Annotated in this window: 20 protein-coding genes; 5 read left to right on the plus strand and 15 right to left on the minus strand. The window is 64.8% G+C overall.

The window, feature by feature from the left end:
• Positions 1-30: 30 nt before the first annotated feature.
• From RX330_RS26980 to RX330_RS26995, 4 genes are all read right to left on the minus strand, one after another.
• On the minus strand, positions 31-1,224 hold the full coding sequence (locus RX330_RS26980; RefSeq protein WP_317240492.1) for an efflux RND transporter periplasmic adaptor subunit: 1,194 nt from the start codon (positions 1,222-1,224) through the stop codon (positions 31-33).
• Position 1,225: 1 nt separating this feature from the next.
• Entirely contained in the window at positions 1,226-1,912 is a 687-nt protein-coding gene (locus tag RX330_RS26985) for a TetR/AcrR family transcriptional regulator (protein ID WP_317240493.1), read from the minus strand.
• 158 nt (positions 1,913-2,070) lie between these two features.
• Complete coding sequence (locus tag RX330_RS26990; RefSeq protein WP_317240494.1) at positions 2,071-2,661, minus strand: thiamine pyrophosphate-dependent enzyme; 591 nt, start codon at positions 2,659-2,661, stop codon at positions 2,071-2,073.
• Positions 2,658-3,200 (minus strand): phosphonopyruvate decarboxylase, encoded by a 543-nt coding sequence (locus RX330_RS26995; protein ID WP_212081129.1) that lies wholly within the window; start codon positions 3,198-3,200, stop codon positions 2,658-2,660. The genes RX330_RS26990 and RX330_RS26995 overlap by 4 nt, the downstream gene beginning before the upstream one ends.
• A 105-nt stretch (positions 3,201-3,305) precedes the next feature.
• Between RX330_RS26995 and RX330_RS27000 the strand changes: the two genes are divergently transcribed.
• Positions 3,306-4,526 carry a cytochrome P450 gene (locus RX330_RS27000; protein WP_317240495.1) on the plus strand — a complete coding sequence of 407 codons (1,221 nt, stop codon included), beginning with the start codon at positions 3,306-3,308 and terminating at the stop codon, positions 4,524-4,526.
• Between the two features lie 207 nt (positions 4,527-4,733).
• Positions 4,734-5,948 (plus strand): ornithine--oxo-acid transaminase, encoded by a 1,215-nt coding sequence (rocD, locus tag RX330_RS27005; RefSeq protein ID WP_317240496.1) that lies wholly within the window; start codon positions 4,734-4,736, stop codon positions 5,946-5,948.
• A 349-nt stretch (positions 5,949-6,297) separates the two neighbouring features.
• On the opposite strand, the gene RX330_RS27010 is transcribed toward rocD, so the two are convergent.
• Complete coding sequence (locus RX330_RS27010) at positions 6,298-7,065, minus strand: hypothetical protein (protein ID WP_317240497.1); 768 nt, start codon at positions 7,063-7,065, stop codon at positions 6,298-6,300.
• Positions 7,066-7,077: 12 nt separating this feature from the next.
• On the opposite strand from RX330_RS27010, the gene RX330_RS27015 reads away from it, so the two are divergent.
• Positions 7,078-7,995: a Spy/CpxP family protein refolding chaperone gene (locus tag RX330_RS27015; RefSeq protein WP_317240498.1), complete on the plus strand. Its 918-nt coding sequence runs from the start codon at positions 7,078-7,080 to the stop codon at positions 7,993-7,995.
• Positions 7,996-8,013: 18 nt separating this feature from the next.
• Here the strand turns inward: RX330_RS27015 and RX330_RS27020 are convergent, their stop codons facing one another.
• The 9 genes from RX330_RS27020 to RX330_RS27060 form a co-directional block, all read right to left on the minus strand.
• Positions 8,014-8,877, minus strand: coding sequence for a sugar phosphate isomerase/epimerase family protein (locus RX330_RS27020; protein WP_317240499.1), 864 nt, complete (start codon positions 8,875-8,877; stop codon positions 8,014-8,016).
• On the minus strand, positions 8,877-10,067 hold the full coding sequence (locus RX330_RS27025; RefSeq protein ID WP_317240500.1) for a dihydrodipicolinate synthase family protein: 1,191 nt from the start codon (positions 10,065-10,067) through the stop codon (positions 8,877-8,879). The genes RX330_RS27020 and RX330_RS27025 overlap by 1 nt, the downstream gene beginning before the upstream one ends.
• Positions 10,068-10,203: 136 nt before the next feature.
• Positions 10,204-11,355, minus strand: coding sequence for a Gfo/Idh/MocA family protein (locus tag RX330_RS27030; protein ID WP_317240501.1), 1,152 nt, complete (start codon positions 11,353-11,355; stop codon positions 10,204-10,206).
• Entirely contained in the window at positions 11,352-12,749 is a 1,398-nt protein-coding gene (locus RX330_RS27035) for a hypothetical protein (protein WP_317240502.1), read from the minus strand. Before RX330_RS27035 ends, RX330_RS27030 begins: the two co-directional genes overlap by 4 nt.
• 4 nt (positions 12,750-12,753) lie before the next feature.
• Positions 12,754-13,584 carry an ABC transporter ATP-binding protein gene (locus RX330_RS27040; RefSeq protein WP_317243976.1) on the minus strand — a complete coding sequence of 277 codons (831 nt, stop codon included), beginning with the start codon at positions 13,582-13,584 and terminating at the stop codon, positions 12,754-12,756.
• Positions 13,585-13,598: 14 nt separating this feature from the next.
• Positions 13,599-14,591 (minus strand): ABC transporter substrate-binding protein, encoded by a 993-nt coding sequence (locus RX330_RS27045; RefSeq protein WP_212081121.1) that lies wholly within the window; start codon positions 14,589-14,591, stop codon positions 13,599-13,601.
• A gap of 72 nt (positions 14,592-14,663) precedes the next feature.
• Positions 14,664-15,473: an ABC transporter permease gene (locus tag RX330_RS27050; protein WP_212081120.1), complete on the minus strand. Its 810-nt coding sequence runs from the start codon at positions 15,471-15,473 to the stop codon at positions 14,664-14,666.
• A gap of 226 nt (positions 15,474-15,699) precedes the next feature.
• Positions 15,700-16,359: a TetR/AcrR family transcriptional regulator gene (locus RX330_RS27055; protein WP_249153134.1), complete on the minus strand. Its 660-nt coding sequence runs from the start codon at positions 16,357-16,359 to the stop codon at positions 15,700-15,702.
• A gap of 249 nt (positions 16,360-16,608) precedes the next feature.
• The gene (locus RX330_RS27060; protein WP_317240504.1) at positions 16,609-17,457 is read right to left on the minus strand and encodes a VOC family protein; all 849 of its coding nucleotides are present in this window, start codon (positions 17,455-17,457) and stop codon (positions 16,609-16,611) included.
• Positions 17,458-17,677: 220 nt separating this feature from the next.
• Between RX330_RS27060 and RX330_RS27065 the strand changes: the two genes are divergently transcribed.
• On the plus strand, positions 17,678-18,571 hold the full coding sequence (locus RX330_RS27065) for a sugar kinase (protein ID WP_212081117.1): 894 nt from the start codon (positions 17,678-17,680) through the stop codon (positions 18,569-18,571).
• A gap of 17 nt (positions 18,572-18,588) precedes the next feature.
• Positions 18,589-19,503 (plus strand): ribokinase, encoded by a 915-nt coding sequence (locus RX330_RS27070; RefSeq protein WP_317240505.1) that lies wholly within the window; start codon positions 18,589-18,591, stop codon positions 19,501-19,503.
• Here RX330_RS27070 and RX330_RS27075 read toward each other — a convergent pair whose 3' ends face one another.
• A complete protein-coding gene (locus RX330_RS27075; RefSeq protein ID WP_317240506.1) occupies positions 19,504-20,724 on the minus strand; it encodes an NAD(P)/FAD-dependent oxidoreductase in 1,221 nt (406 codons plus the stop codon).
• Positions 20,725-20,892: the final 168 nt, after the last annotated feature.

The raw sequence follows: 20,892 nt of genomic DNA on the forward strand, positions 1-20,892 counted from the left end.
GCCAGGCCGGATCACTCGAATGTCATGGGATCAGTAGCGCGGCGGCTGCGCCGGGATCTGCGGGACCGGGTCGGTCGAAATCGACACCGCCGCGCCCGATTGCAGCTTGAGCTGGCCGACGGCGACGACCTTGTCGCCCGCCTTCAGACCCTTGACGATTTCGACGCGACCTTCGACCCGGCTGCCGGTCTGCACGAAGGTGCGCACCGCGGAGAGACTGGTCTTGCCGTCCTCTTCCTTCTTCTCGGTGATCACGAACACGGAGTCGCCGTACAGCGTGTAGTCGACCGCCGTCTCCGGCACGGTGATCACGGCCGGCTTGTCCGGTAGCACCACCGTGGTGGTCACGAACATGCCGGGCTTCAGGATCTTCTCGGGATTGGCGACCGTCGCCTGCACGCGGATATTGCGGGTGTCACTCGCGATCTGCGGCTCGATCGTGGTGATCTTGCCCTCGAAGATGCGGCCCGGATAGGCGTCGACCTTGAGCCGGACAGTCTGGCCGACCTTGAGGCTGCCGGAATCCTTTTCGGTCACGGTGAAGTTGGCCCACAGCGCGGAAAGGTCGGTCAGCGACACGATCGCCGTACCTGCCGTCAGATATTGGCCGACCTCGACCTTGCGGACGCCGAGATCGCCGGCGAAAGGTGCACGCACCAGCTTCTGCGAGATCAGCGCCTCGGTCTTGGCGATGCCGGCCTGCGCCTGGTCATAGGCGGCCTGCGCGGTATCGACGGTCGCCTGCGGACCGAACTGGCGCGCGGCGAGCTGCTTGGCGCGATCGAGCGAGAGCTGCGCAACGGTCGCCTGGGCCTTGTAGTTGGCAAGGTCGCCCTGCTCCGGCGCGTCGAACAGCTGCACCAGGGGCGTGCCGGCCTCGACACGCGTGCCCGGCTCGAACTTGATCTCTGTGACGCGGCCGTTGACGTCGGCGCTGACGTCGACCTGATGCACGGCGACGAGGCCACCGACGGCGGTGAGCAGGTTCGGCACCACCTCGGACTTCGCCTCGGCCGCGCTGACCGCGGTCGGCGGCGGCTTGTTGTTGGCGAAGAACTGCTTGATCATCTGGCCGCGGAAATAGTTGAACCAGACGAGTCCGCCGACGAGCACGGCGAGCAGCGTGCCGACGATGACGAACCATAGCACCGGCCGGACCGGACGCTTGGGAGCCTTGTTGTCGATCGGTTCGCCCGAAATCTTGTGTTCGGTTACGATGTTCATGTCATGCACTTTCTGCAATCGCCGTCCTGCCGGCATCCGCGGCCAGATCGTGGCCCAGATGCGAAGCAATTGCGGCGTCGTTAAGTCCGATACCCCTCAGGAGAAACTCGCAGAGCTGCTGCTCCAGATCGTTCGCCTTGCCGTAGTCGAGACAGGGCGCCGCCGGCAGCCTGGTCAGCGCAGCGGTCATCACTGTGTGATGCGCGAACCAGAACAGGTTGAGCGGTTCGCCGAGGCATGGCCGCGCGTCACCGCTCGCAATTGCCCGCTCGAGCGAGGCGACGAAGATCGCCCCGATCAGCGTCTCGATCTTGGCATACATCAGACGGGCGAATTCGCCGTCGTCCAGATGGCTCGTGGCCATCAGCCGCAGGCGCTGCACCTCTTCCTGGTCGGGGCCGTCGGCCATGCGAAGGAAGTGGTCGACCATGCCGCGGACCAGCTCGACCAGCGTCGCGGTCGACGGCTCGCGCTCGAGCAGCTCCATGAAGTCGGGATCGGCCTCGCATTCGTCGCTGAGGATTTCGGCGTAGAGAGCCGCCTTGGACGGGAAATGCTTGAACAGCAGCGCCTCGGAAATGGCAGCGGCGGCCGCCACGCTCTTCGTCGTGGTGCCGGTATAGCCATGTCGGGCAAAGCAGCGCTTTGCGGCACCGAGGATCAATTGACGCCTCAGGTCGCTCGTCATACGCAATGAGCTCATGGTGGGTGAGTAAGCACTCACCCACGCGGAAGTCAAGCACTATGTTGCATCGCAACCTAAGTGCGTTGTAGATTCAGTGGAAATCGGCTCCGCCCGCACGGACCGCGTGCAGGACCTGGGCGCCGCGGAATGGATTGGCCTGCCTAGATCGGCTGAAAGCCGAGGTCTCCCCGGATCCGGTTGAGGATGTAAGTCCCATCCCGGCTCGGCAAAATCCGCTCCAGGCCGGCGCTGTCGATCTTCACATTGGCAAAACGCGGCCCGGCCGAGACGTCGTGGACGGCTTTGGCAATGGCGTGGACCTCGGCCATGGTCGAGACAGCGCGGCTGTCCTCGATGCCGCAGGCCTTCGCGATGCCGACGAGATCGGCGGCGGCCGCGGTGTGGCTGGTCTGGCCGCCCGTCTCGCCATAGGCCTCGTTGTCGAGCACGACGATGGTGAGATTGGCCGGCTTTTGCAGCCCGATGGTGGCAAGGCTGCCGATACCCATCAGCATCTCGCCGTCCCCGGTAATGACCAAAACCGGCAACTTCGGCTGCGCCAGCGCTAGGCCGAGCCCGATCATCGCGGCGCCGCCCATGCCGCCCCAGAGATAGAAGTTGCGGGCGTGGTCGCCGGCCGCGCACATGTCGTTGGTCGAGGCACCCAAGCCGCCGATCGCAACGACGTCCTTGCGGTTCGCGAGCAGCGTCGAGACCACCTGGCGGCGGTCGAGGAGATTGGCCTTGCTCATTTGGTGAAAACCTTGGCGCCGATCAGGCGCTGCGACAGAAGGACGGCGGTGGGGGTGAGCGCGTTGTAGGCCTGCGACGCGGCAGCCTCCAGCACGGCCGGCACCTCGGCTGCGGTCGAGGCGCGCAGCACCTGGACGCCAGACAGCTCGAATACGCCCTGCGTGGTCGATCCCATCGGCACCTGCCACGGATTGAACTCGCCCCACTCGCCGCGCATGGTCACGAGGGTGAGGAACGGAAAGCGCAGGATCGGGATCAGCGACAGCATGTTGATGCAATTGCCGACGCCGCTCGACTGCATCAGCAGCACGCCGCGCTGCCCGCCGGTCCAGGCGCCGGCCAGGAGCGCCACGCCCTCCTCCTCGGTCGTCAGGGGAATTCCGCGCATGGTGGCGGAATCCAGCACGCGCTGGATCAGCTTCGAATGGCCGGCATCGGGCACATAAGGCACCTGCCGGACGTCGAAGCGCTGCAATGTTGCGAAAATATCATCGGGCCAAGTCGGGGCCGTGTCGGGAGCGTCAGCGCGCGCGTGCATTTTCCTGTCCGGTCAGCTAGCAGTATCGAAAGACTGTAGACGCGTACGCGCGTCATTCAGAACAACAAAAACGGCATATCGGCTTTAACCGGCGAGTATAACGGGATGAACGCAGATGCGAAGGCGCTGGCTGCAAGCTTCGACCTCGAGAAGCTGACGCCGGAGTTCTACGACAACCCCTATCCGACCTATCGTGCACTGCGGGAGAACGAGCCGGTCAAGCGCCTGCGCAGCGGCACCGTGTTCCTGACCCGCTATGACGATCTCGTCACCACCTACAAGAACACCAAATCGTTCAGCTCGGACAAGCAGCGCGAGTTCGCGCCGAAATACGGCGACACGCCGCTCTACGAGCACCACACCACCAGCCTCGTCTTCAACGATCCGCCCGCGCATACCCGCGTACGCCGCCTGATCATGGGCGCGCTGTCGCCGCGGGCGATCGCGGGGATGGAGCCTGATATCATCAAGCTGGTCGACGGCTTGCTCGATGCCATCGCCGCCAAGGGAGCTTGCGAACTGATCGAGGACTTCGCTGCCTCCATCCCGATCGAGGTGATCGGCAATCTGCTCGACGTGCCTCACGAGGAACGCACGCCGCTGCGCGACTGGTCACTGGCGATCCTGGGCGCACTCGAACCGGTGGTGTCGCCAGAAGCGGCTGCGCGCGGCAACAAGGCGGTGCAGGACTTCCTCGCCTATCTCGAAACGCTGGTCGCGCGCCGGCGCCAAAAGCCCGGCAATCCTGATCGCGACGTGCTGACGCGCCTGATTCAGGGTGAAGAGAACGGCGAGCGGCTGACCGAGAAAGAGCTGCTGCACAATTGCATCTTCCTGCTCAATGCCGGCCACGAGACCACCACCAACCTCATCGGCAACGGCCTCGTCGCGCTCGACCGTCATCCCGAGCAGAAGCAGCGTCTGATCGGCAATCCCGATCTGATCAAGACGGCGGTCGAGGAGATACTGCGCTACGAAAGCTCCAACCAGCTCGGCAACCGCATGACCACGGAGAAGGTCGAGCTCGGCGGCGTCACGCTCGATGCCGGCACGTCGGTGACGCTGTGCATTGGCGCTGCCAACCGCGACCCCGCGCAGTTTCCGGACCCCGAAAGCTTCGATATCGCGCGCACGCCGAACCGCCACCTCGCCTTCGCCACCGGGGCGCACCAATGCGCCGGCATGGCGCTGGCGCGGCTGGAAGGCGCGGTCGCGATCTCGCGCTTCCTGGCGCGCTTCCCGAACTATGCCGTGAGCGGGGCGCCGGTGCGGGGCGGACGGGTCCGGTTTCGAGGGTTTTTGAGCGTGCCCTGCTCGATCGGGTGAGGCCTCCAAAACAAAAACTGCGAAAACAACCCCATGCACAGTAGAAACCGGGTCGGGGAACGATGCCGTGTGGTTCCGCAGACCCATCTGACATTGCGGGCAAATCAGGCCTCGCCCCGCAATCGGGCGCATGAAGGCTTCCAAGGCGACAGGCCGATACCCAAATCAAGTTGAGAGCCAGTGCGCGCAGCAATGGAGCGACGACTGATGAGCTCATCCGTCATTGATTTAGTCGCAACAGAAGCACGCTTTGGCGCTCACAATTACGAGCCGATCGGGGTGGTCCTGTCCCGCGGCGAAGGTGTCTGGGTCTGGGATACCGAAGGTAACCGTTATCTCGATTGCCTCTCGGCCTATTCGGCGGTCAGCCAGGGCCACTGCCACCCCAAGATCCTGACGGCAATGGTCGAACAGGCACAAAGGCTGACGCTAACCTCGCGGGCGTTTCACAACGATCAACTCGCCTTGTTCTACGAGGAGATCGCGGCGCTCACCGGTTCCCACAAGGTGCTGCCGATGAACAGCGGCGCCGAGGCGGTGGAAAGCGCGATCAAGTCGGTCCGTAAATGGGGCTATGAGGTGAAGGGCGTGCCGGACGGCCAGGCCGAGATCATCGTCTGCGTCAACAATTTCCACGGGCGCACGCTGGGCATCGTCGGCTTTTCAACCGACCCCGAAACGCGCGCGCACTTCGGGCCATTCGCGCCAGGCTTCAAGATCATCCCGTTCGGCGACGCCGCAGCGCTGCAAGACGCAATCACCGCGAACACGGTTGCCTTTCTGGTCGAACCGATCCAGGGCGAAGCTGGCGTCATCATTCCCCCGGCCGGCTATTTCACTGAGGTGCGAGAGCTCTGCACCGCCAACAACGTGATGCTGGTGCTCGACGAGATCCAGACCGGGCTCGGCCGCACCGGCAAGCTGCTCGCCGAACAGCACGAGGGCATAGAGGCGGACGTGACGCTGCTCGGCAAGGCGCTGTCCGGCGGCTTCTATCCGGTGTCGGCCGTGCTTTCGAACAACGAGGTGCTCGGGACTTTGAGGCCCGGCCAGCATGGTTCGACCTTCGGCGGAAACCCGCTTGCCTGCGCGGTGGCGCGGGCTGCGATGCGCGTGCTGGTCGAGGAAGGCATGATCGAGAACGCGGCGAGGCAAGGCGCGCGCTTTCTGGAAGGTCTGAAGGATATTCGTGCCAACACGATCCGCGAAGTGCGCGGGCGCGGCCTGATGCTGGCGGTCGAGCTGCATCCCGAGGCCGGGCGCGCCCGCCGCTACTGCGAGGCGCTTCAGGGCAAGGGCATCCTCGCCAAGGATACCCATCAGCAAACAATCCGTATCGCTCCACCTCTGGTGATCACGAGCGACCAGGTCGACTGGGCGCTGGAACGGCTCGCTGCCACCCTGACGCAGGACTTCTCTTGAGGCGGCCTGCGTCGGAAGATCGCAATGCCAGCCGCGGCCAACGACGAACGATTCCGCCGGATGTGCGTTGACATTCGTGGGCGATTACGAGTTGGGAGCTATGATCATGCTTCCGCGTGGCGTTTGCCTTACGACTGTTTTCGTTGGTGTCTCGATGCTGGCCGCCAGCGTCGGCGCGTTCGCCCAAGGGCCCGGCCATGGACATGGAAGGGGCGGACCACCAGGGCCAGCCGCAGCACCGGCAGCGCCACCAGCCATGGCCCGTCCGGCGGCGCCGCCAGCCATGGCGCGTCCCGCGCCGGCCGTCCAACCGCCAGCCATGCCGCAGCGGCCGGCGCCCCACATCGCCTCACCGCCGCCGCGTCAGTCCCCACATTTCAGCGCCCCGCGAGCCGCCCCCCAGGTGGCGGCGCCAAGGCGCGAATTCCATCGGGCGCCGGCAGCGCCGCAACGTCCGGCCATGGCGCCGCGGCCGACACCGCATATCGCAGCCCCTTCTCGCCCAAGTGCACCCCCGGCCGTGAGCGGGGGATCGGGACCGCCACGCGAGATGCTTTCGCGCCAATCCGCGGAACGCCAGGACCGCATCGACCGCTTGCAGCAACGCGTGCAGCAATTGCAATCGCAGAAGCCGGAAGGCGCAAGGGCGCAGCACCAGCAGCAACGGTTGTTGCAGTCGCAGAGCCGCCTTCTTGAGCGCGAGCAACGCGTCCAACAGCGCTCGCAGCACGTCGAGCAGCGACAGCGCGAGATGCTGTCGCGCCAGACGACGGAGCGCCAGACCCGCATCGATCGCCTGCAGCAGCGCGTTCAGCAATTGCAATCGCAAAAGGTGGAAGGCGCGCGAGCCCAACGCGAGCAGCAGCGGATGCTCCAGACCCAGAACCGCTTGCTCGGCCGTGAGCAGCGCGCGCAACAACTCGACCTGGCTCGTCAGCAGCGGCTCGGACTCCAGGCTCCGGAGGGGCGCGCTCCGGCGCTTGCGGCGGCCACGCAAGCCGCCGAGCGTGGACGATTTGCCGAGCGCTTCCGTCAGCAGACTACGCCACAAACCCAGGCGGCCCTCGTCGCCCGTCAGAGCGGCTGGGCGCCCCGGCAGGCTTGGCGTCACCGTCATCCTGCTGTGTTCGTGGCGTGGCTTGGGCCGGTGTTCTGGCCTTACGCCTATTCCGACATCTTCAACTACACCTTCTGGTCCTATGCCTACGAGCCCGGCTATTGGGCGTACGCCTATGACGACTTTGTCGACACCGTGTTCTGGGGTGGTGACGGCCCCTATTCCGCCTATGCCAGCATCAACCCCAATGACTATCCGCAAGGCGGCAGCGGCCGCGCGCGGCCGCGCGCCAGCGTGAGCCCGCAGACGCTGCAGCAATTGTGCGGCGCACCGGATAAGGGCGTGACCGCCTGGCCGCTTGCCGATATCGCGCGGGCTGTGCGGCCGGCGCCGGAACAACGAGCACTGCTCGACGAGCTGAAGACCGCGGCTTCGGAAGCTGCCGATGTGTTCAAGGACTCCTGCGCGGAGACCTATGCACTGACTCCGCCTGGCCGCCTGCGCGCCATGATGAACCGCATCAGCGCGACGCTGGAAGCCGTCAAGATCGTGCGGCCGGCCCTGGAGAGGTTCTACAACTCGCTCAGCGACGAACAGCAGGCCCGCTTCAACGCGCTTGGCCCCCATGTCGGCGAGCGCGCGTCACAGCCGCAGGAAGCCGGCGCCGAGGCCTGCGGCGATCCCAAGTCCAGCCTGACCCAGTTGCCGATCCAGAGGATCGAGGCCGTGCTCCACCCCGCAGGTAAGCAAAAGGAGGCGCTCGACCGCCTCGGCGAAGCAACGGCGAAGGGCGTTGAGGGCCTACAAGCGGCCTGTCCGAACGATGTGCCTCTGACGCCGGTCGGACGGCTTGAAGCAATGCAGCACCGGCTCGAGGCCATGCTGACGGCCGCCAAGCTGGTCGAACCCGCGCTGGACGAATTCTATGCCACGCTCAGCAGCGAGCAGAAGGCGCGCTTCAACACGCTGCAACAGGTCGCAGGGCCATGAGGGTAGCGCGCCCTCGACCTACACGACCGTTTTATGGCGCGCGATGCAGGTGCGCAGCACCTCGTCCATCGGCTTGCCCCACCAGTCGTTGGAGAAGATCTCGATCTCGGAATAGCCGGCAAAGCCCTGCGCTTCGACCGCGTGACGTACCGATTTGATGTCGATGACGCCGTCGCCCATCATGCCGCGGTCGTTGAGGATGTCCTTGGTCGGCACCAGCCAGTCGCAGACATGGAAGGCGAGCAGGCGATCCTGGCCGGCACGCGCGATCTGGCCCATCAGCTCCGGATCCCACCAGATATGATAGACGTCGAGCGCGACGCCGAGCATGCCGCTGCGGCCAGGATCGAGCCGGTCGCAGATGTCGAGCGCCTGCTTTGTCGTGTTCACGCAGGCGCGGTCGGCGGCGTAGGCCGGATGCAATGGCTCGATAGCCAGGGGCAAGTTCGCCTGCTTGGCGTAGTCCAGCATCTCGGCGAGCGCTTCCTCGACCTGTCCACGCGCCGCCGCGATGTCCTTCGACGCTGCGCTGCCCGGCCGCGAATATTGCGGCAGGCCGCCGACGACGAGGACGATGCAGGGCGCGCCCAGCGCCTTGGCTTCATCGACGCAGCGCCGGTTGTCATCACGCACCTCACTCCGGCGCGAGGGGTCCGAGGGGAACATGCCGCCGCGGCAATAACCCGACAGATCGAGGCCGGCATCGCGCACCGCACGCGCGGCACGCTCGAGACCGACGGATGCGACCTGATCGCGCCAGGGATCAATGGCGCGGATGCCGTGCCTCGCACAGGCATCGACGATCGCGACGAGGTCACCCTGCTTGCGGACGGTCGCCGTGTTCAACGACAGCCAGCGGTGGTCGGATGAAAAGTCGCGCATCAGGGTTCGATACCGTGGGTGGCGAGCACGGCCTTCATCCTCCGTGTCGCGAGTTCAGGATTGGCGAGCAGGCCGGCCTTGTCGGCCAGACGGAACAGCTCAGCCAGATGCAATGTGGAGCGCGTGCTCTCCTGTCCCCCGACCATGGTGAAATGATCCTGGTGGCCGTTGAGATAGGCCATGAACACGACGCCGGTCTTGTAGAACCGCGTCGGCGCCTTGAAGATGTGTCGCGACAAAGGCACCGTCGGCCCCAGCACGTCGTGGAAGCCGGCTTCGTCGCCGGCTGCCAGCCGCGACAGTGCATAGGACGCTGCCGGCGCGATGGCATCGAAGATACCGAGCAGCGCATGCGAAAAGCCTTCGCTGTCGCCGGCGATCAGCTCGGCGTAGTTGAAATCGTCGCCGGTATACATCCTGATGCGCTTGTCGAGGCGGCGACGCATGTCGATCTCGCGCTGCTTGTCCAGCAGAGAGACCTTGACGCCGTCGACCTTGCCGGCGTTGCCATTGATGATGGCGACGGCCGTATCCATCGCCTTGTCGAGATCTCTCGTGCCCCAATAGCCCGTCAGCGCCGGATCGAACATGTCGCCGAGCCAATGGATGATCACGGGCTCGCGAACCTGCGACAGCACGCGGTCGTAAACCTTGGCATAGTCATCGGCGTTGCGGCCGAGCTTTGCCAGCGCACGCGACGCCATCAGGATGATGCGGCCGCCGACCTTCTCGACCGCCGAGACCTGCTCCTCATAGGCGCGGATCACGTCGTCGATCGACTTGGCGTCTTCAACCGGGAGATGATCGGTGCCCGCGCCGGAGAACACCAGCGCGTTACGGCGCTTGGCGGCCGACACCGAGCGCGTGATCAGCTCCAGCGAAGTCGGCCAGTCCAGTCCCATGCCGCGCTGCGCGGTATCCATGGCCTCGGCGACGCCCAGGCCGAGATCCCACACGTGCTCGCGGAAGGCGATGGTCTTGTCCCAGTCGACGGCGACCGACAGCCAGGGATCGTTGTCAGCGAAGGGATCGGCGACCGTGTGCACGGCCGAGAAGGCGATGCGGTTCAGCGGCCCCTCGAGCTTTGCGGGGAACGTGCGCGAGGCAGCGAGCCGGTAAGTCTCGATCGAGCGATCGGCCTTCGGCAGCTTGAGCGACAAAGACGACATGGGTTGGACGGGCTTATTCATGATCTCGAACCTCTCCTCGTCATTGCGAGCGAAGCGAAGCAATCCAGAATGCCTTCGCGGCGCCAGTCTGGATTGCTTCGTCGCTTCGCTCCTCGCAATGACGATTTGGTAAACATCGCGACTGATCCAATAGACCTCACGCCTTGATCGGGGCGACGTCGATCCAGCGCCGCTCCTTCCAGCTCTTCAGCGCGCATTCGGCGAGCTGTACGCCCTTGGCGCCTTCGAGCAGGGTGAATTTGTAGGGGGCATCCTCGTAGACGTGCCGGATGAACATCTCCCACTGCTCCTTGAAACCGTTGTCGTAGGTGACGTTGTCGGGCAGCTTCTGCCAGTCGCCGTAGAAATCGTGCAATCGCTTCTCGTCGGGATTCCACACCGGACGGGGCGTCGCCTGTCGCGCCTGGATCATGCAGTCGGTAAGACCTGCGACCGCCGAGCCGAGCGTGCCATCGACCTGGAAGGTGACGAGGTCGTCGCGATAGACGCGCGTCACCCAGGACATGTTGATGTGGGCGATGACGCCGCCCTCGAGCTGGAACGTGGCGTAGGCGGAATCGTCCGCGGTCGCCTTGTACTTCTTGCCCTGCTCGTCGTACCGCTCAGGGATGTCGGTATTGCCGATGCAGCTCACGCTCTGGACGTTACCGAAGAGATTGTCGAGGACGTAGCGCCAGTGACAAACCATGTCGAGGATGATGCCGCCGCCGTCCTCGTCGCGGTAATTCCAGGACGGCCGCTGCGCCTCCTGCCAGCCGCCTTCGAACACCCAATAGCCGAACTCGCCGCGCACCGAGAGGATGCGGCCGAAGAAGCCGGAATCCCGCAAAAAGGCGATCTTCTTCAGGCCCGGCAGGAACAGCTTGTCCTGCACCGTGCCGTGCTTGACGCCCTTGGCATTGGCGAGCTTCACGACCTCGAGCGCTTCCTCGAAATTCGTCGCGATCGGCTTCTCGCAATAGACGTGCTTGCCGGCATTGATGGCCTGGGTCAGAAGACCGGGCCGCGCCTGCGTGGTCGCGGCGTCGAAGAACATGGTATCGTTCTTGTCCGCGAGCGCAGCATCGAGGTCGGTGCTCCAGCGCGTGATGTTGAAGCGCCTGGCGAGCGCCTCGACCTTGTCGGCGCTGCGGCCGATCAGGATCGGATCTGGCATCACGCGATCGCCGTTCTTCAGGCGGATGCCGCCCTGGTCGCGGATCGCGACGATGGAGCGGATCAGATGCTGGTTGAGCCCCATGCGGCCGGTGACGCCGTTCATGATGAGGCCGAGGCGTTGGGTGGTCATGCCAGTTGCTCCTGAAGTGATTTTGGCTGTTCGAGCGGGCGCAGCGCCGACCAGTCCGGATGGCCCGAGGTCGCAAAGCCCGCAACATGAAGCGATCCCGTCAGGAGATCACCGTCGTGAATGGAGAGGCGGATGCCCTGCCCGGCATCGGCGTAGAGATCGGGATGCGCGGCCGCGAAGGCCGCAGCTTCGGCGAGAGGCGTCTCGCCAAAGCCGTCGACATAGTGATGGCCGTTGCGCTCGGCATGGGTCACGCCGAGGAAGGCACCGAGCGCAAGGTCCTGCTGCACGGCAAGGCCTGCCTGGCAGGTGAGGTCTTCGCCGGTCACGAAGAACTTTTCGCCGCCCGCACTCCATTTCGCCGCGCGCGTCGCATTGACGATGGACTTGTAGAGGCCTTTGCAGGATTTCGACGATATGCCGCAGTAGCCCAACGCCCGTGCTGCCGGGAACGCATCGTAGGAATCGTCGGCCTCATCGATAATGAAGCCATGCGAAGCCAGCGAGCCGAGCGGCGATTGCCGCGTAATGTCGCGTGGCATCGGCTGCTCGACATAGAGCAAGCGCGTGGCGATCGAACGCAGCGCCGCATCATGATCGAGCCGTTCTATCAGCGCCTGTAACGCCGCGAGGTCGGCATACTGCTCGTTGGCGTCGAGCGTCACCTTGGTGCCGCGCCCGAGTGTATCCAGCTCCTTGCCGATCCGCACCAGCCGCGCCGCATCGGCCACAGGATCGCCCGACAGCTTGAGCTTGAAGTACTGAGCACCGGCATTTTCACGCGGATCGGCAACGCCGCCCTCGCCTTCGACGGCATCATCAAGGCCGACCGTATGTCTGATGGCAACACGTTCCAGCGGCTCGCGGCCGGAAAGAAACGTCCTGATATCCCTCTCGCTCAGATCAGGAGAAAGCCGCGCATCGATACCCGCAATGTTGGCAGCCATTCCGTCGAAGAAACTGGTCCCGGCGGCGCGCAGTAGCGCATCGAGGACCGCTTTGTCGATCTCGGCCGGGCCGTAAGCCGCTGCGAGCGGCGGAATGTTCTTCTTCGCGCAGGTCGCGACCTGGGCACCGATGCACGAGGCATGCAGATCGAATGCTGTCTGGTACTCAGTGCGGGCAAGATAGAGCGCGCGTGCGATCTCCAGCGACCGACGCAACTCGTCCACCGTCTGAGCCGGCGACAGCTCCGGCCGCTTGTCGAACCATTTCGGCACCAGCAGCTCGGCGCTGGCGCCGACCGCGGTGCCTCGGCCCTCGACCTCGATCTCGACCCGCACGAACAGCTGCGGCGTCGCGTTGATCGTGATCGCGCCAAAGCGGAACGGCCGGGCGAACTGCACGGGTCGTTCGAAGAAGGCGATGTCTCGCAGCTTCAGGCGCGGCGCCATGGTCTTAGTCCAGAGAACCTTGCGAGAAAAAGTGCTTGCGGATGCGCTGCACGAGCTCGGTGAAGACAGGATCGGCCATCGCGTCGAGCGAGCGCGGGCGCGGCAGCGGCACGTCGTAGATCGCGGCGATCGCGCCGGGGCGCTCGGTCATGACGAGCACGCGGTCGGCGAGGAATACGGCCTCGGGAATCGAATGCGTGATCAAGAGCACCGTCTTCTTCGTCTCGCGCTGGATCCGCATCAACTCGACATTCATGCGCTCGCGCGTCAGCGCATCGAGCGCGCCGAACGGCTCGTCCATCAGCATGATCCTGGGATCGTGCACCAGCGCACGGCAGATCGAGGCGCGCTGCTGCATGCCGCCGGAAAGCTGCCAGGGCAGCTTCTTCTCGAATCCTTCGAGTCCGACCATCCTCAACAATTCCTTGGCGCGCGGGAGATATTTGTCCCGCGGCAGCCGCTTCATGTCGATCGGCAGCATCACGTTGCTGAGGATGTTGCGCCAGGGCAGGAGCAGCGCGTTCTGGAAGACGATGCCGACATTGCCGTGCGGGGTCGTCACCTTCTCGCCTTCGACCAGGATTTCGCCCGTGGTCGGCGGCAGCAGGCCCGAGATCAGCTTGAGCAGCGTGGACTTGCCGCAGCCGCTGGGGCCTACCACGACGAAGAACTCGCCGTCGTTGATGTGAAAGTCGAGCGGCCGCAGCGACGGCACATCGCCATCGCGCGTCCGGTAGGTCTTCGACACGCCTGACAGCTTGATGCCCGACGCCTCGCCGGCAGCCCGGTCGCTCACCAGTCTCAGATGTGCGGCCGGCTGCGCGGTTTCACTCATGACTGTCGCAGATTTCACGTGCCACTCTTCGGCAGATAGTCGTTGGTGTAGAAGGCCTTCGGGTTCTCCTTGGCCTTCGCATCGAGACCGCCATATTCGACCATCAGATTGACCGAGTCCGTCATGTTCTGGTCGGTAACCTGGAACGGCCGCTTGCCCTTGGTCTCCGCCGTTCGGTAGAGCGGAATGGTCAGCTCGAAACCTTGCGTCAGCGTGTCGATCTTCCCGCCCTTGGGGTTAGCGTCGAGGATCGCCTGCGCAGCGGCCCTCGGCTCCTTCTCGGCGGCTTCGACCGCCTTGGTCGTCGCCGACATGAAGCGGCGGACGAGATCGGCGTTAGCCTTCACATAATCGGTGTTGGCGATGACGCCTGACGACACCATGTTGATGCCGTAGTCGGCGAACTTGATCGGATAGACGTCCTTGCCGGTGGCGTCCTTGATCTTCATCGACTGGTCCATGACGTAACCGAGCAGGAGATCAGCCTGGCCGTTGATCACGGCGTTGAGCTTGGTCTGGCCGTCGCCGGCAACGGTTTTGAAGTCGCTTTCCTTCAGGCCGGTCTTCTTCAGGAACAGCGGCCAGATCTGGGTCATGGAATCGGCCGGCGTGATCGCGACCGTCTTGCCCTTGATGTCCTCGGGCTTCCTGATGTTCTTGTCGGCGAAGCCCATGGCGGACATCGGCGAGGTCTGCAGCAGAACGCCGGTCGCAACCACGGGCGCCCCCTTGATCGCAGCGCGCATCATGGTGGGGACGTCGACATAGCCGAAATCGGCGGTCTTGGCAGCGACGGCCTGCGTCGTCGCGGCCGAGCCGCGGCCTTCCTGGATCTCGAGGTCGATGCCCTCGGCGGCGTAGATGCCCTTGGCCTTGCCGTAATAGAACGGCGCGTGCTCGCCATAGACGTACCAGTTGAGCATCAGCACGACCTTGTCGGCGGCCTGCGCCGGCATGGCCGCGAAGGTCATCAGCACCGCCGAAACGGCCCCTATCCACTGCTTCATCGTCACTCTCCCTTTGCCGTTTTACGTCGGCCATTGTTGGCCGATCATCGTTTCACGTCAGAACCAAAATCCTTAAGAGGCGAAAATCACGTCCTCGCGCTGGCTGACATGCCAGGGAATGACCAGCTTCTCGATGCGGTCGACGATCCAGAACAGAACCACGCCTAGCAGCGCGAGGATCACCAGTGCGGCGAACATGGTCGGCAGATCGAACGTGCCGATGGAGCGCTGCATCACGTAGCCGATGCCGGAATTGGAGCCGACGAATTCGCCGACGACGGCGCCGACCACGGCAAGCGTCACCGACACTTTGAGCCCCGAGAAGATCGCGGGCAGCGCGTGCGGCAGGTTCACCGCACGGAACACCTGGAAGCGGCTGCCCTGCATCGCACGCGCGAGATCGACCATGTCAGGGTCCACCGACTTGAAGCCCTGCACCGCGGAGACGACCACCGGGAAGAAGCCGAGCAGGAACGCCGAGATGACTTTTGGAATGATGCCGAAGCCGAACCACACCACGAACAGCGGCGCGATCGCGATCTTCGGCACGGACTGCGAGAACACCAGCAGCGGATAAACGTAGCTCTCCACCGTCTTGGAGCCCGCGATCAGCATCGCCACGGGAATACCGAACAGCGCGGACAGCGCGAAACCGCAGACGGTCGCATAGGTCGTCGGCCAGGACTGGCGCAGCAGTTCCGGCCATTCCGTTCGCAGCACCGCGACGACATCGAGTGGCGCCGGGATTTGGTACGCGGGGATCTTGAACAGGCGGATCGCGAGATCCCAGGCGACGACGATGAAGACGAGGAACAAAAACGGCCGAACCCAGGCTGCATTCAACAGCTTGGAAACAGCGTTCTGCGGCTTCGGCTCGGCCAATTTTCACTCCCGGCAGTCTTCTTCGTTGTGACGAGAAATTAACCCGTTGGATAAATACTGTCCAGAACTTTCCCTGTGACGTTTTGCGGCGGGTTCCGGGCGTGCCAAAGTCATTCCGGGTCGATGCGAAGCATCGAACCATGGGTGCTTTGCGCACCTGAGAATCGTGAGATTTCCGGGTTCGGTCCTACGGATCGCCCGGAATGACGGCGGGGAAATTAGCGGACTAGACCGTCTGCACTACGGCCGCGCGCGACTTCGGTGCCTTCGCGATCTCGAACAGCGCGACCGACTGTCCCGTCAGGGCAGCCAACACGAGGCCCACCATGTGCGCCAAGCGCTCGTCCTTGGCCTTTTTTTCCAGCAGATCGCGGCCGAAGATCACGCTGAGGGTCGCCGAGTTCGAGAGGTAGAAGAAGCACAGCCCTGCGATGGAGATGTAGAGCTGCACCGGATCGACTGCGACCTGGAAGTCGCCGCTGTCGACGCCGCGCCGCACCACGGTGCGGATCATCTCGACGAAGGGGGAGTGCATCGACTTGACCTTGGTCGACTTCTTCAGGTGCTTTGCGCGCGCGAGGTTCTCGGTCTGGAGCAGCGACAGGAATTCGGGATTGCGCAGGAAGTAATTCCAGGTGAACTCGATCAGGCGCCTGATCGCCTCGGGCGGCTCGAGATGCTCGAGATCGAGTCCCCGCTCCTCGCTGCGGATCTTGTCGTAGGCGCCTTCGAGCACCGCCAGATAGAGTTCGTCCTTGTTGCCGACGTGATAGTAGAGCATGCGCTTGTTGGCGCCGGCTTTCGCTGCGATGCGGTCGACACGCGCGCCGGCCAGGCCGTGGGCGGAAAACTCCTGCTTGGCGGCTTCGAGAATGCGCAGCCGCATCCCCTCGGGGTCGCGCTGCCATTTCAGAGTTCGCTTTGCCGTTGCCTTCGCCAAACCTGGTGCTCGCTGGGTGCCGTCGCTACGCGTGTAACACGCGGGCGGGCGTTTGAGAACGCAAGGTTGCTGGTTGGCTCCGTCATTCCGGGGCGCGCCCTCTTGGGGGCGAGCCCCGGAATCCATTGTGCGGCAGGGGCGGTGGATGAATGGATTTCCGGGCTCGTCGCTTCGCGACGCCCCGGAATGACAGAATCACTCCACAGGCTTCTGCGAGCGCTCCAGCAGCACGGTCGCGATGCCGCAGGTGCCGCTCCGCACCGTCATGATGCGCGTGCCCGGCTTGCGGCCGTTGCGGACTTCGCTGACGTCGAGGCCGGCAGCGATCAGCCGGGCGCGGGTGGCGTCGATGTCGGCGACGCGCCAGCTCAGGCCCCAGAGCCGGTCATGCGCGAGGTCACCGCCGGCGACCGGCCGGCGCACCACCTCGACGATGAGGTCACCGCAGCGGAAGAACATCAGCTGGCCCCAATCCTGGTGCGAGCGGTCGAGCGCCAGATCGAGGCCGAGCCGCGCGCCGTAGAGCGCTGCGGCACGTTCGGAATCCTCGGTCGTGACCACGACATGATCGAGCGCGTCGATCGGCGCGATGTCGGTCGCGACCGATTTGGGACGCTCGTCGGCCAGCTCGAGGAAGAACATGCGCACGCCGCGCGTGAGCTCCGTGGCCGCACGCGTGCGCTTCCAATGCAGCACGGCGTCGGTGACGGCATCGCTGCTTTCGACCTCGGCGATCGGATCCGGTCTCAACGCCACCCGCTCCAGCCGGCGATGCATCTTGCCGATTTCCGCGACACGAAAGCACAGGCTGGCGAGCACGCCGTCATGGTCGTCGAGCAGCGCGCGCATGCGGTCGGCGGTGACGCTGAAGCCGCTCGGTGCCATCAATTCGATCGTCGTGTTGTCGAGGGTGAACAGCACCCGGTCGGCGCCCTCGCCGGAGTTCTGCCAGGCCGGCGCGCGCCCCAGAAGCGTCTGATAGGCCGCCTTGGCCGCACCGATATCCCGGACCAGCGCGACGACGTGATCGAGGCCGGTGATCATCTTTCCCCCTTTGATCGGCCTATTGGTGACCGGAACCGTGAGCCGAAACACGGCATTTGCCCGGGCTTGGCATTGCCCTGTCATGGTCGTATTCCGGCAACATGCTGACCTCAAGCGCTTCGGGCGATAGATTTGCGAATAATTTCAGCGTCCCCCCGGAGCGGAACCGGTGCTAGAGTAATCTCTCCGGCCGGGACCACAAGCGCATCACGGACAAGCAATGCAGGCTCTCTTCATCGGACAGACCTATATCGACGTCGTCTTCATCACCGACCACATGCCGACCGGCGACGAGAAGCACGTGGCCTCGGACTACGCAGTGTCGTTCGGCGGCAACGCGGTGACGGCGGCGTTCTGCTGCGCCAAGCTGGGCATCGTGCCGGATCTCATCGCCACCGCGGCCAATGACTGGCTCGGGCGCATGTTCCAGGACATGTGTGCGAAATACGCGATCTCGCTGCACGGGCGGAAGGTGAACCAGTCCTCGCTCTCCTTCATCATGCCCAAGGACGGCAAGCGCGCCATCGTCCGCTGCCGCGACGACGAGCACATCCACCCCTTCCCGATGCTCAATCTCGGCGGCTGCCGCGCGCTGCATGTCGACGGACATCAGCCGGATGCCGCGCTCCATTACGCCAAGGTCTGCCGCGAGGCCGGCATCCTGACCTCGCTCGACGGCGGCGGCCTGCGCACCAACACGCATGAGCTGCTGGAATTCATCGACGTCGCGATCGTTGCCGAGCGTCTTTGCGAGCAGATGGACCTGACGCCGGAGAAGATGCTCGATTATCTCAAGGGCCGCGGCTGCAAGATCGGGGGCATCACCATGGGCGAGAAGGGCCTGCTCTGGTACGACGAAACAGGGACGGTGCAAGTGATGCCGGCGATGCCGATTCCGCGTGAGCGCGTGATCGACACCAACGGCGCCGGCGACGTCTTCCACGGCGCCTACGTCTATTCCTACCTCGCCCATCCCGGCAAGAGCTGGCGCGAGCATTTTGACTTTGCCCGCGCAGCGTCGACCTTCAAGATCCAGCGCCTCGGCAATGAGGCCGGACTGCCGACGTTGGTCGACATCGCCAAGGTCAGGCACGAATTCGAGGTCAGGGTCTAGCGTTCGCCGAGGTTATCATGGGGCGCGTCTTCGTCGCCGGCAGCATCAACATGGATGTGGTGGCGACGGCCGATCGCCACCCGCGGGTCGGCGAGACCGTCGCGGGTAAGCAGGTGCTGTACTTTCCGGGCGGTAAGGGCGCCAACCAGGCGGTGGCGGCGGCGCGGCTCGGCGCAGGAACGACGCTGATCGGGCGGCTGGGCAAGGATTCGTTCGGGGCCGAGCTGAGGGCGTTCCTCGGCGATCAAGGCGTCGATCTGGCGTCCGTCCGCGGCGCGGACACGCACACCGGCACTGCGATCATCACGGTCGCCGAGGCTGACAACACCATCGTCGTTATTCCCGGTGCCAACGCGCTGGTCAGCGCGGACGATATCGCCGATGTGCCGCTGGCGAAAGGCGACGTCGCGGTCAGCCAGTTCGAGATCCCGCTGCCGACCATCGCCGCCTTCTTCCGGCGTGCCCGCGAGGCCGGGACCACGACCTTGCTCAACCCGGCGCCGGCGCAGGAGATGTCCGGCGAACTGCTCGCGCTGATCGACATCCTCGTGCTGAACGAGACCGAGCTCGGCTTTCTCGCCGGCGTAGGGGTGTCCGACAGCGACGAGGCCGCACGGATCTTCGACGTCGCGCGGAAACTTCAGGCGCGGCAGGACCAGACCATCTGCGTCACGCTCGGCAAGCGTGGCGTGCTTGCGCTTGCGGGGCGCGAAGAGATCACCGTGCCCGGGCGCACCGTGAAGGCGATCGATACAACCGGCGCCGGCGACTGCTTCGTCGGCGCAATGGCGGCGCAACTGGCCGGCGGTGTGCCCTTGCGCGCCGCCCTCACCTTCGCCAACGCCGCAGCGTCGATCAGCGTGCAGCGGATGGGCGCCGGGCCATCGATGCCGACGGTCGGGGAAGTTGCGGCTGTTCTCGGCGCCGGTTAGTCACGCCAGCGCGCTCTTCAGGTCAAAACTTTCGTCGGCGGCCTGCTCCGCCGTGATCGAGCGGTCCATGGCCTGCAGGCGGCGGCCGAACATGTGATCGCCGGCGCGGTTGATGGATTCGATGCCGAGCAGCTTCTCGCCCTTGTAGCAGAACGCGGAAAACGCCTTGTTGGCGGGATCGCCGCGCAGAACGACGCGGTCGTATCCGGTGGTCAGCCCTGCGATCTGCAGCTTATCGTCGCCCTGGTCGCTCCAGAACCAGGGATGGCCGTCGTAGAGCTTTCGGTCGCCGGTCAGCCGCGCGGCGAGGCAGCGGGCGTGGTCAGTGGCGTTCTGCACCGATTCCAGCCGCAGCGATCCGCCGAAGCGCGGGCTGGCGAACAGCGCGCAATCGCCGATTGCGGAGATATCAGCGTCAGCCGTCGAGAGGTATTCGTCGACGATGATGCCGGCCGCAACCGGAAGTCCCGCCTCGGCTGCCAGCTCGATGTTCGGCAGCACGCCGACGCCGACCACGACGAGGTCCGCGGGCAGATGCCGTCCGTCGCTCAAGGAGACGCCGGTGACCTTGCCGTTCTCGGCTTCGATCGAGGTCGCCTGCACGCCAAGATGGATGCGTATGCCGGCCTGGCGATGGCCCTCCTGAAAATACTCCGAAACCTCCGCCGTCACCGCCCGCGCCATCACGCGCGGGGCGAGCTCGAGCACGTCGACCTCGAGGCCCTTGATCCGGGCCGTCGCGGCGAATTCCAGGCCGATGAAGCCGGCGCCGATGACCACGACCCGCGTCTTCAACGGCATGATCGCGCGCAGCGCCTGGCTCTCGTCCAGAATGCGCAGATATTTCACGTCGGGCAGATTGGCATTCGGCAGATCAAGCAGCCGGTTGCGCGCGCCGGTCGCCAGCACGAGGTGACCGTAGGCAAGCGTCTCGCCGGAGGCGAGATGCAGCTTGCGCCCCGCGCGGTCGATCGACACCGCGCGGCCCGCGACCAGCTCGATCTTCTGGTCGTGGTAGAATTTCTCCGGCCGGAACATCAGGCTCTCAGGACCGGCCGAGCCCTTGATGTAGGCTTTCGACAGCGGCGGCCGCTGATAGGGCAGATGCGCCTCGTCATTGATGAGGCAGATGCGCTCGGAAAAGCCCGCCTGGCGCAAGGATGCCGCGGCCTGATAACCGCCATGGCCGGCACCGACGATGATCACCGGACCGTCGGTCATTGGAGCAGCCCACTTTCGGAGACACGAGCGTGACCCATGTCGTCTCCTCTTCGCTGATTTTGATTTGCTGGCCTCAGGAGGAGCCGGCGCTCGTGTCCGTTCCTTGGCAAAGGCGAGTCTATTTGAGCCTATCGGTCCGCCCGGCGCAAGGGCTGCCGGGGCACTGGC

This window comes from Bradyrhizobium sp. NDS-1 (assembly GCF_032918005.1).
GTDB lineage: Bacteria > Pseudomonadota > Alphaproteobacteria > Rhizobiales > Xanthobacteraceae > Bradyrhizobium > Bradyrhizobium tunisiense.

Coding starts and splice junctions, on each gene's coding strand:
- RX330_RS26980 (WP_317240492.1), bottom strand. CDS start 1,224: ATGAACATCGTAACCGAACACAAGATTTCGGGCGAACCGATCGACAAC.
- RX330_RS26985 (WP_317240493.1), bottom strand. CDS start 1,912: ATGACGAGCGACCTGAGGCGTCAATTGATCCTCGGTGCCGCAAAGCGC.
- RX330_RS26990 (WP_317240494.1), bottom strand. CDS start 2,661: ATGAGCAAGGCCAATCTCCTCGACCGCCGCCAGGTGGTCTCGACGCTG.
- RX330_RS26995 (WP_212081129.1), bottom strand. CDS start 3,200: ATGCACGCGCGCGCTGACGCTCCCGACACGGCCCCGACTTGGCCCGAT.
- RX330_RS27000 (WP_317240495.1), top strand. CDS start 3,306: ATGAACGCAGATGCGAAGGCGCTGGCTGCAAGCTTCGACCTCGAGAAG.
- rocD (WP_317240496.1), top strand. CDS start 4,734: ATGAGCTCATCCGTCATTGATTTAGTCGCAACAGAAGCACGCTTTGGC.
- RX330_RS27010 (WP_317240497.1), bottom strand. CDS start 7,065: ATGACGGTGACGCCAAGCCTGCCGGGGCGCCCAGCCGCTCTGACGGGC.
- RX330_RS27020 (WP_317240499.1), bottom strand. CDS start 8,877: ATGCGCGACTTTTCATCCGACCACCGCTGGCTGTCGTTGAACACGGCG.
- RX330_RS27025 (WP_317240500.1), bottom strand. CDS start 10,067: ATGAATAAGCCCGTCCAACCCATGTCGTCTTTGTCGCTCAAGCTGCCG.
- RX330_RS27030 (WP_317240501.1), bottom strand. CDS start 11,355: ATGACCACCCAACGCCTCGGCCTCATCATGAACGGCGTCACCGGCCGC.
- RX330_RS27035 (WP_317240502.1), bottom strand. CDS start 12,749: ATGGCGCCGCGCCTGAAGCTGCGAGACATCGCCTTCTTCGAACGACCC.
- RX330_RS27040 (WP_317243976.1), bottom strand. CDS start 13,584: ATGAGTGAAACCGCGCAGCCGGCCGCACATCTGAGACTGGTGAGCGAC.
- RX330_RS27045 (WP_212081121.1), bottom strand. CDS start 14,591: ATGAAGCAGTGGATAGGGGCCGTTTCGGCGGTGCTGATGACCTTCGCG.
- RX330_RS27055 (WP_249153134.1), bottom strand. CDS start 16,359: ATGCGGCTGCGCATTCTCGAAGCCGCCAAGCAGGAGTTTTCCGCCCAC.
- RX330_RS27060 (WP_317240504.1), bottom strand. CDS start 17,457: ATGATCACCGGCCTCGATCACGTCGTCGCGCTGGTCCGGGATATCGGT.
- RX330_RS27065 (WP_212081117.1), top strand. CDS start 17,678: ATGCAGGCTCTCTTCATCGGACAGACCTATATCGACGTCGTCTTCATC.
- RX330_RS27070 (WP_317240505.1), top strand. CDS start 18,589: ATGGGGCGCGTCTTCGTCGCCGGCAGCATCAACATGGATGTGGTGGCG.
- RX330_RS27075 (WP_317240506.1), bottom strand. CDS start 20,724: ATGACCGACGGTCCGGTGATCATCGTCGGTGCCGGCCATGGCGGTTAT.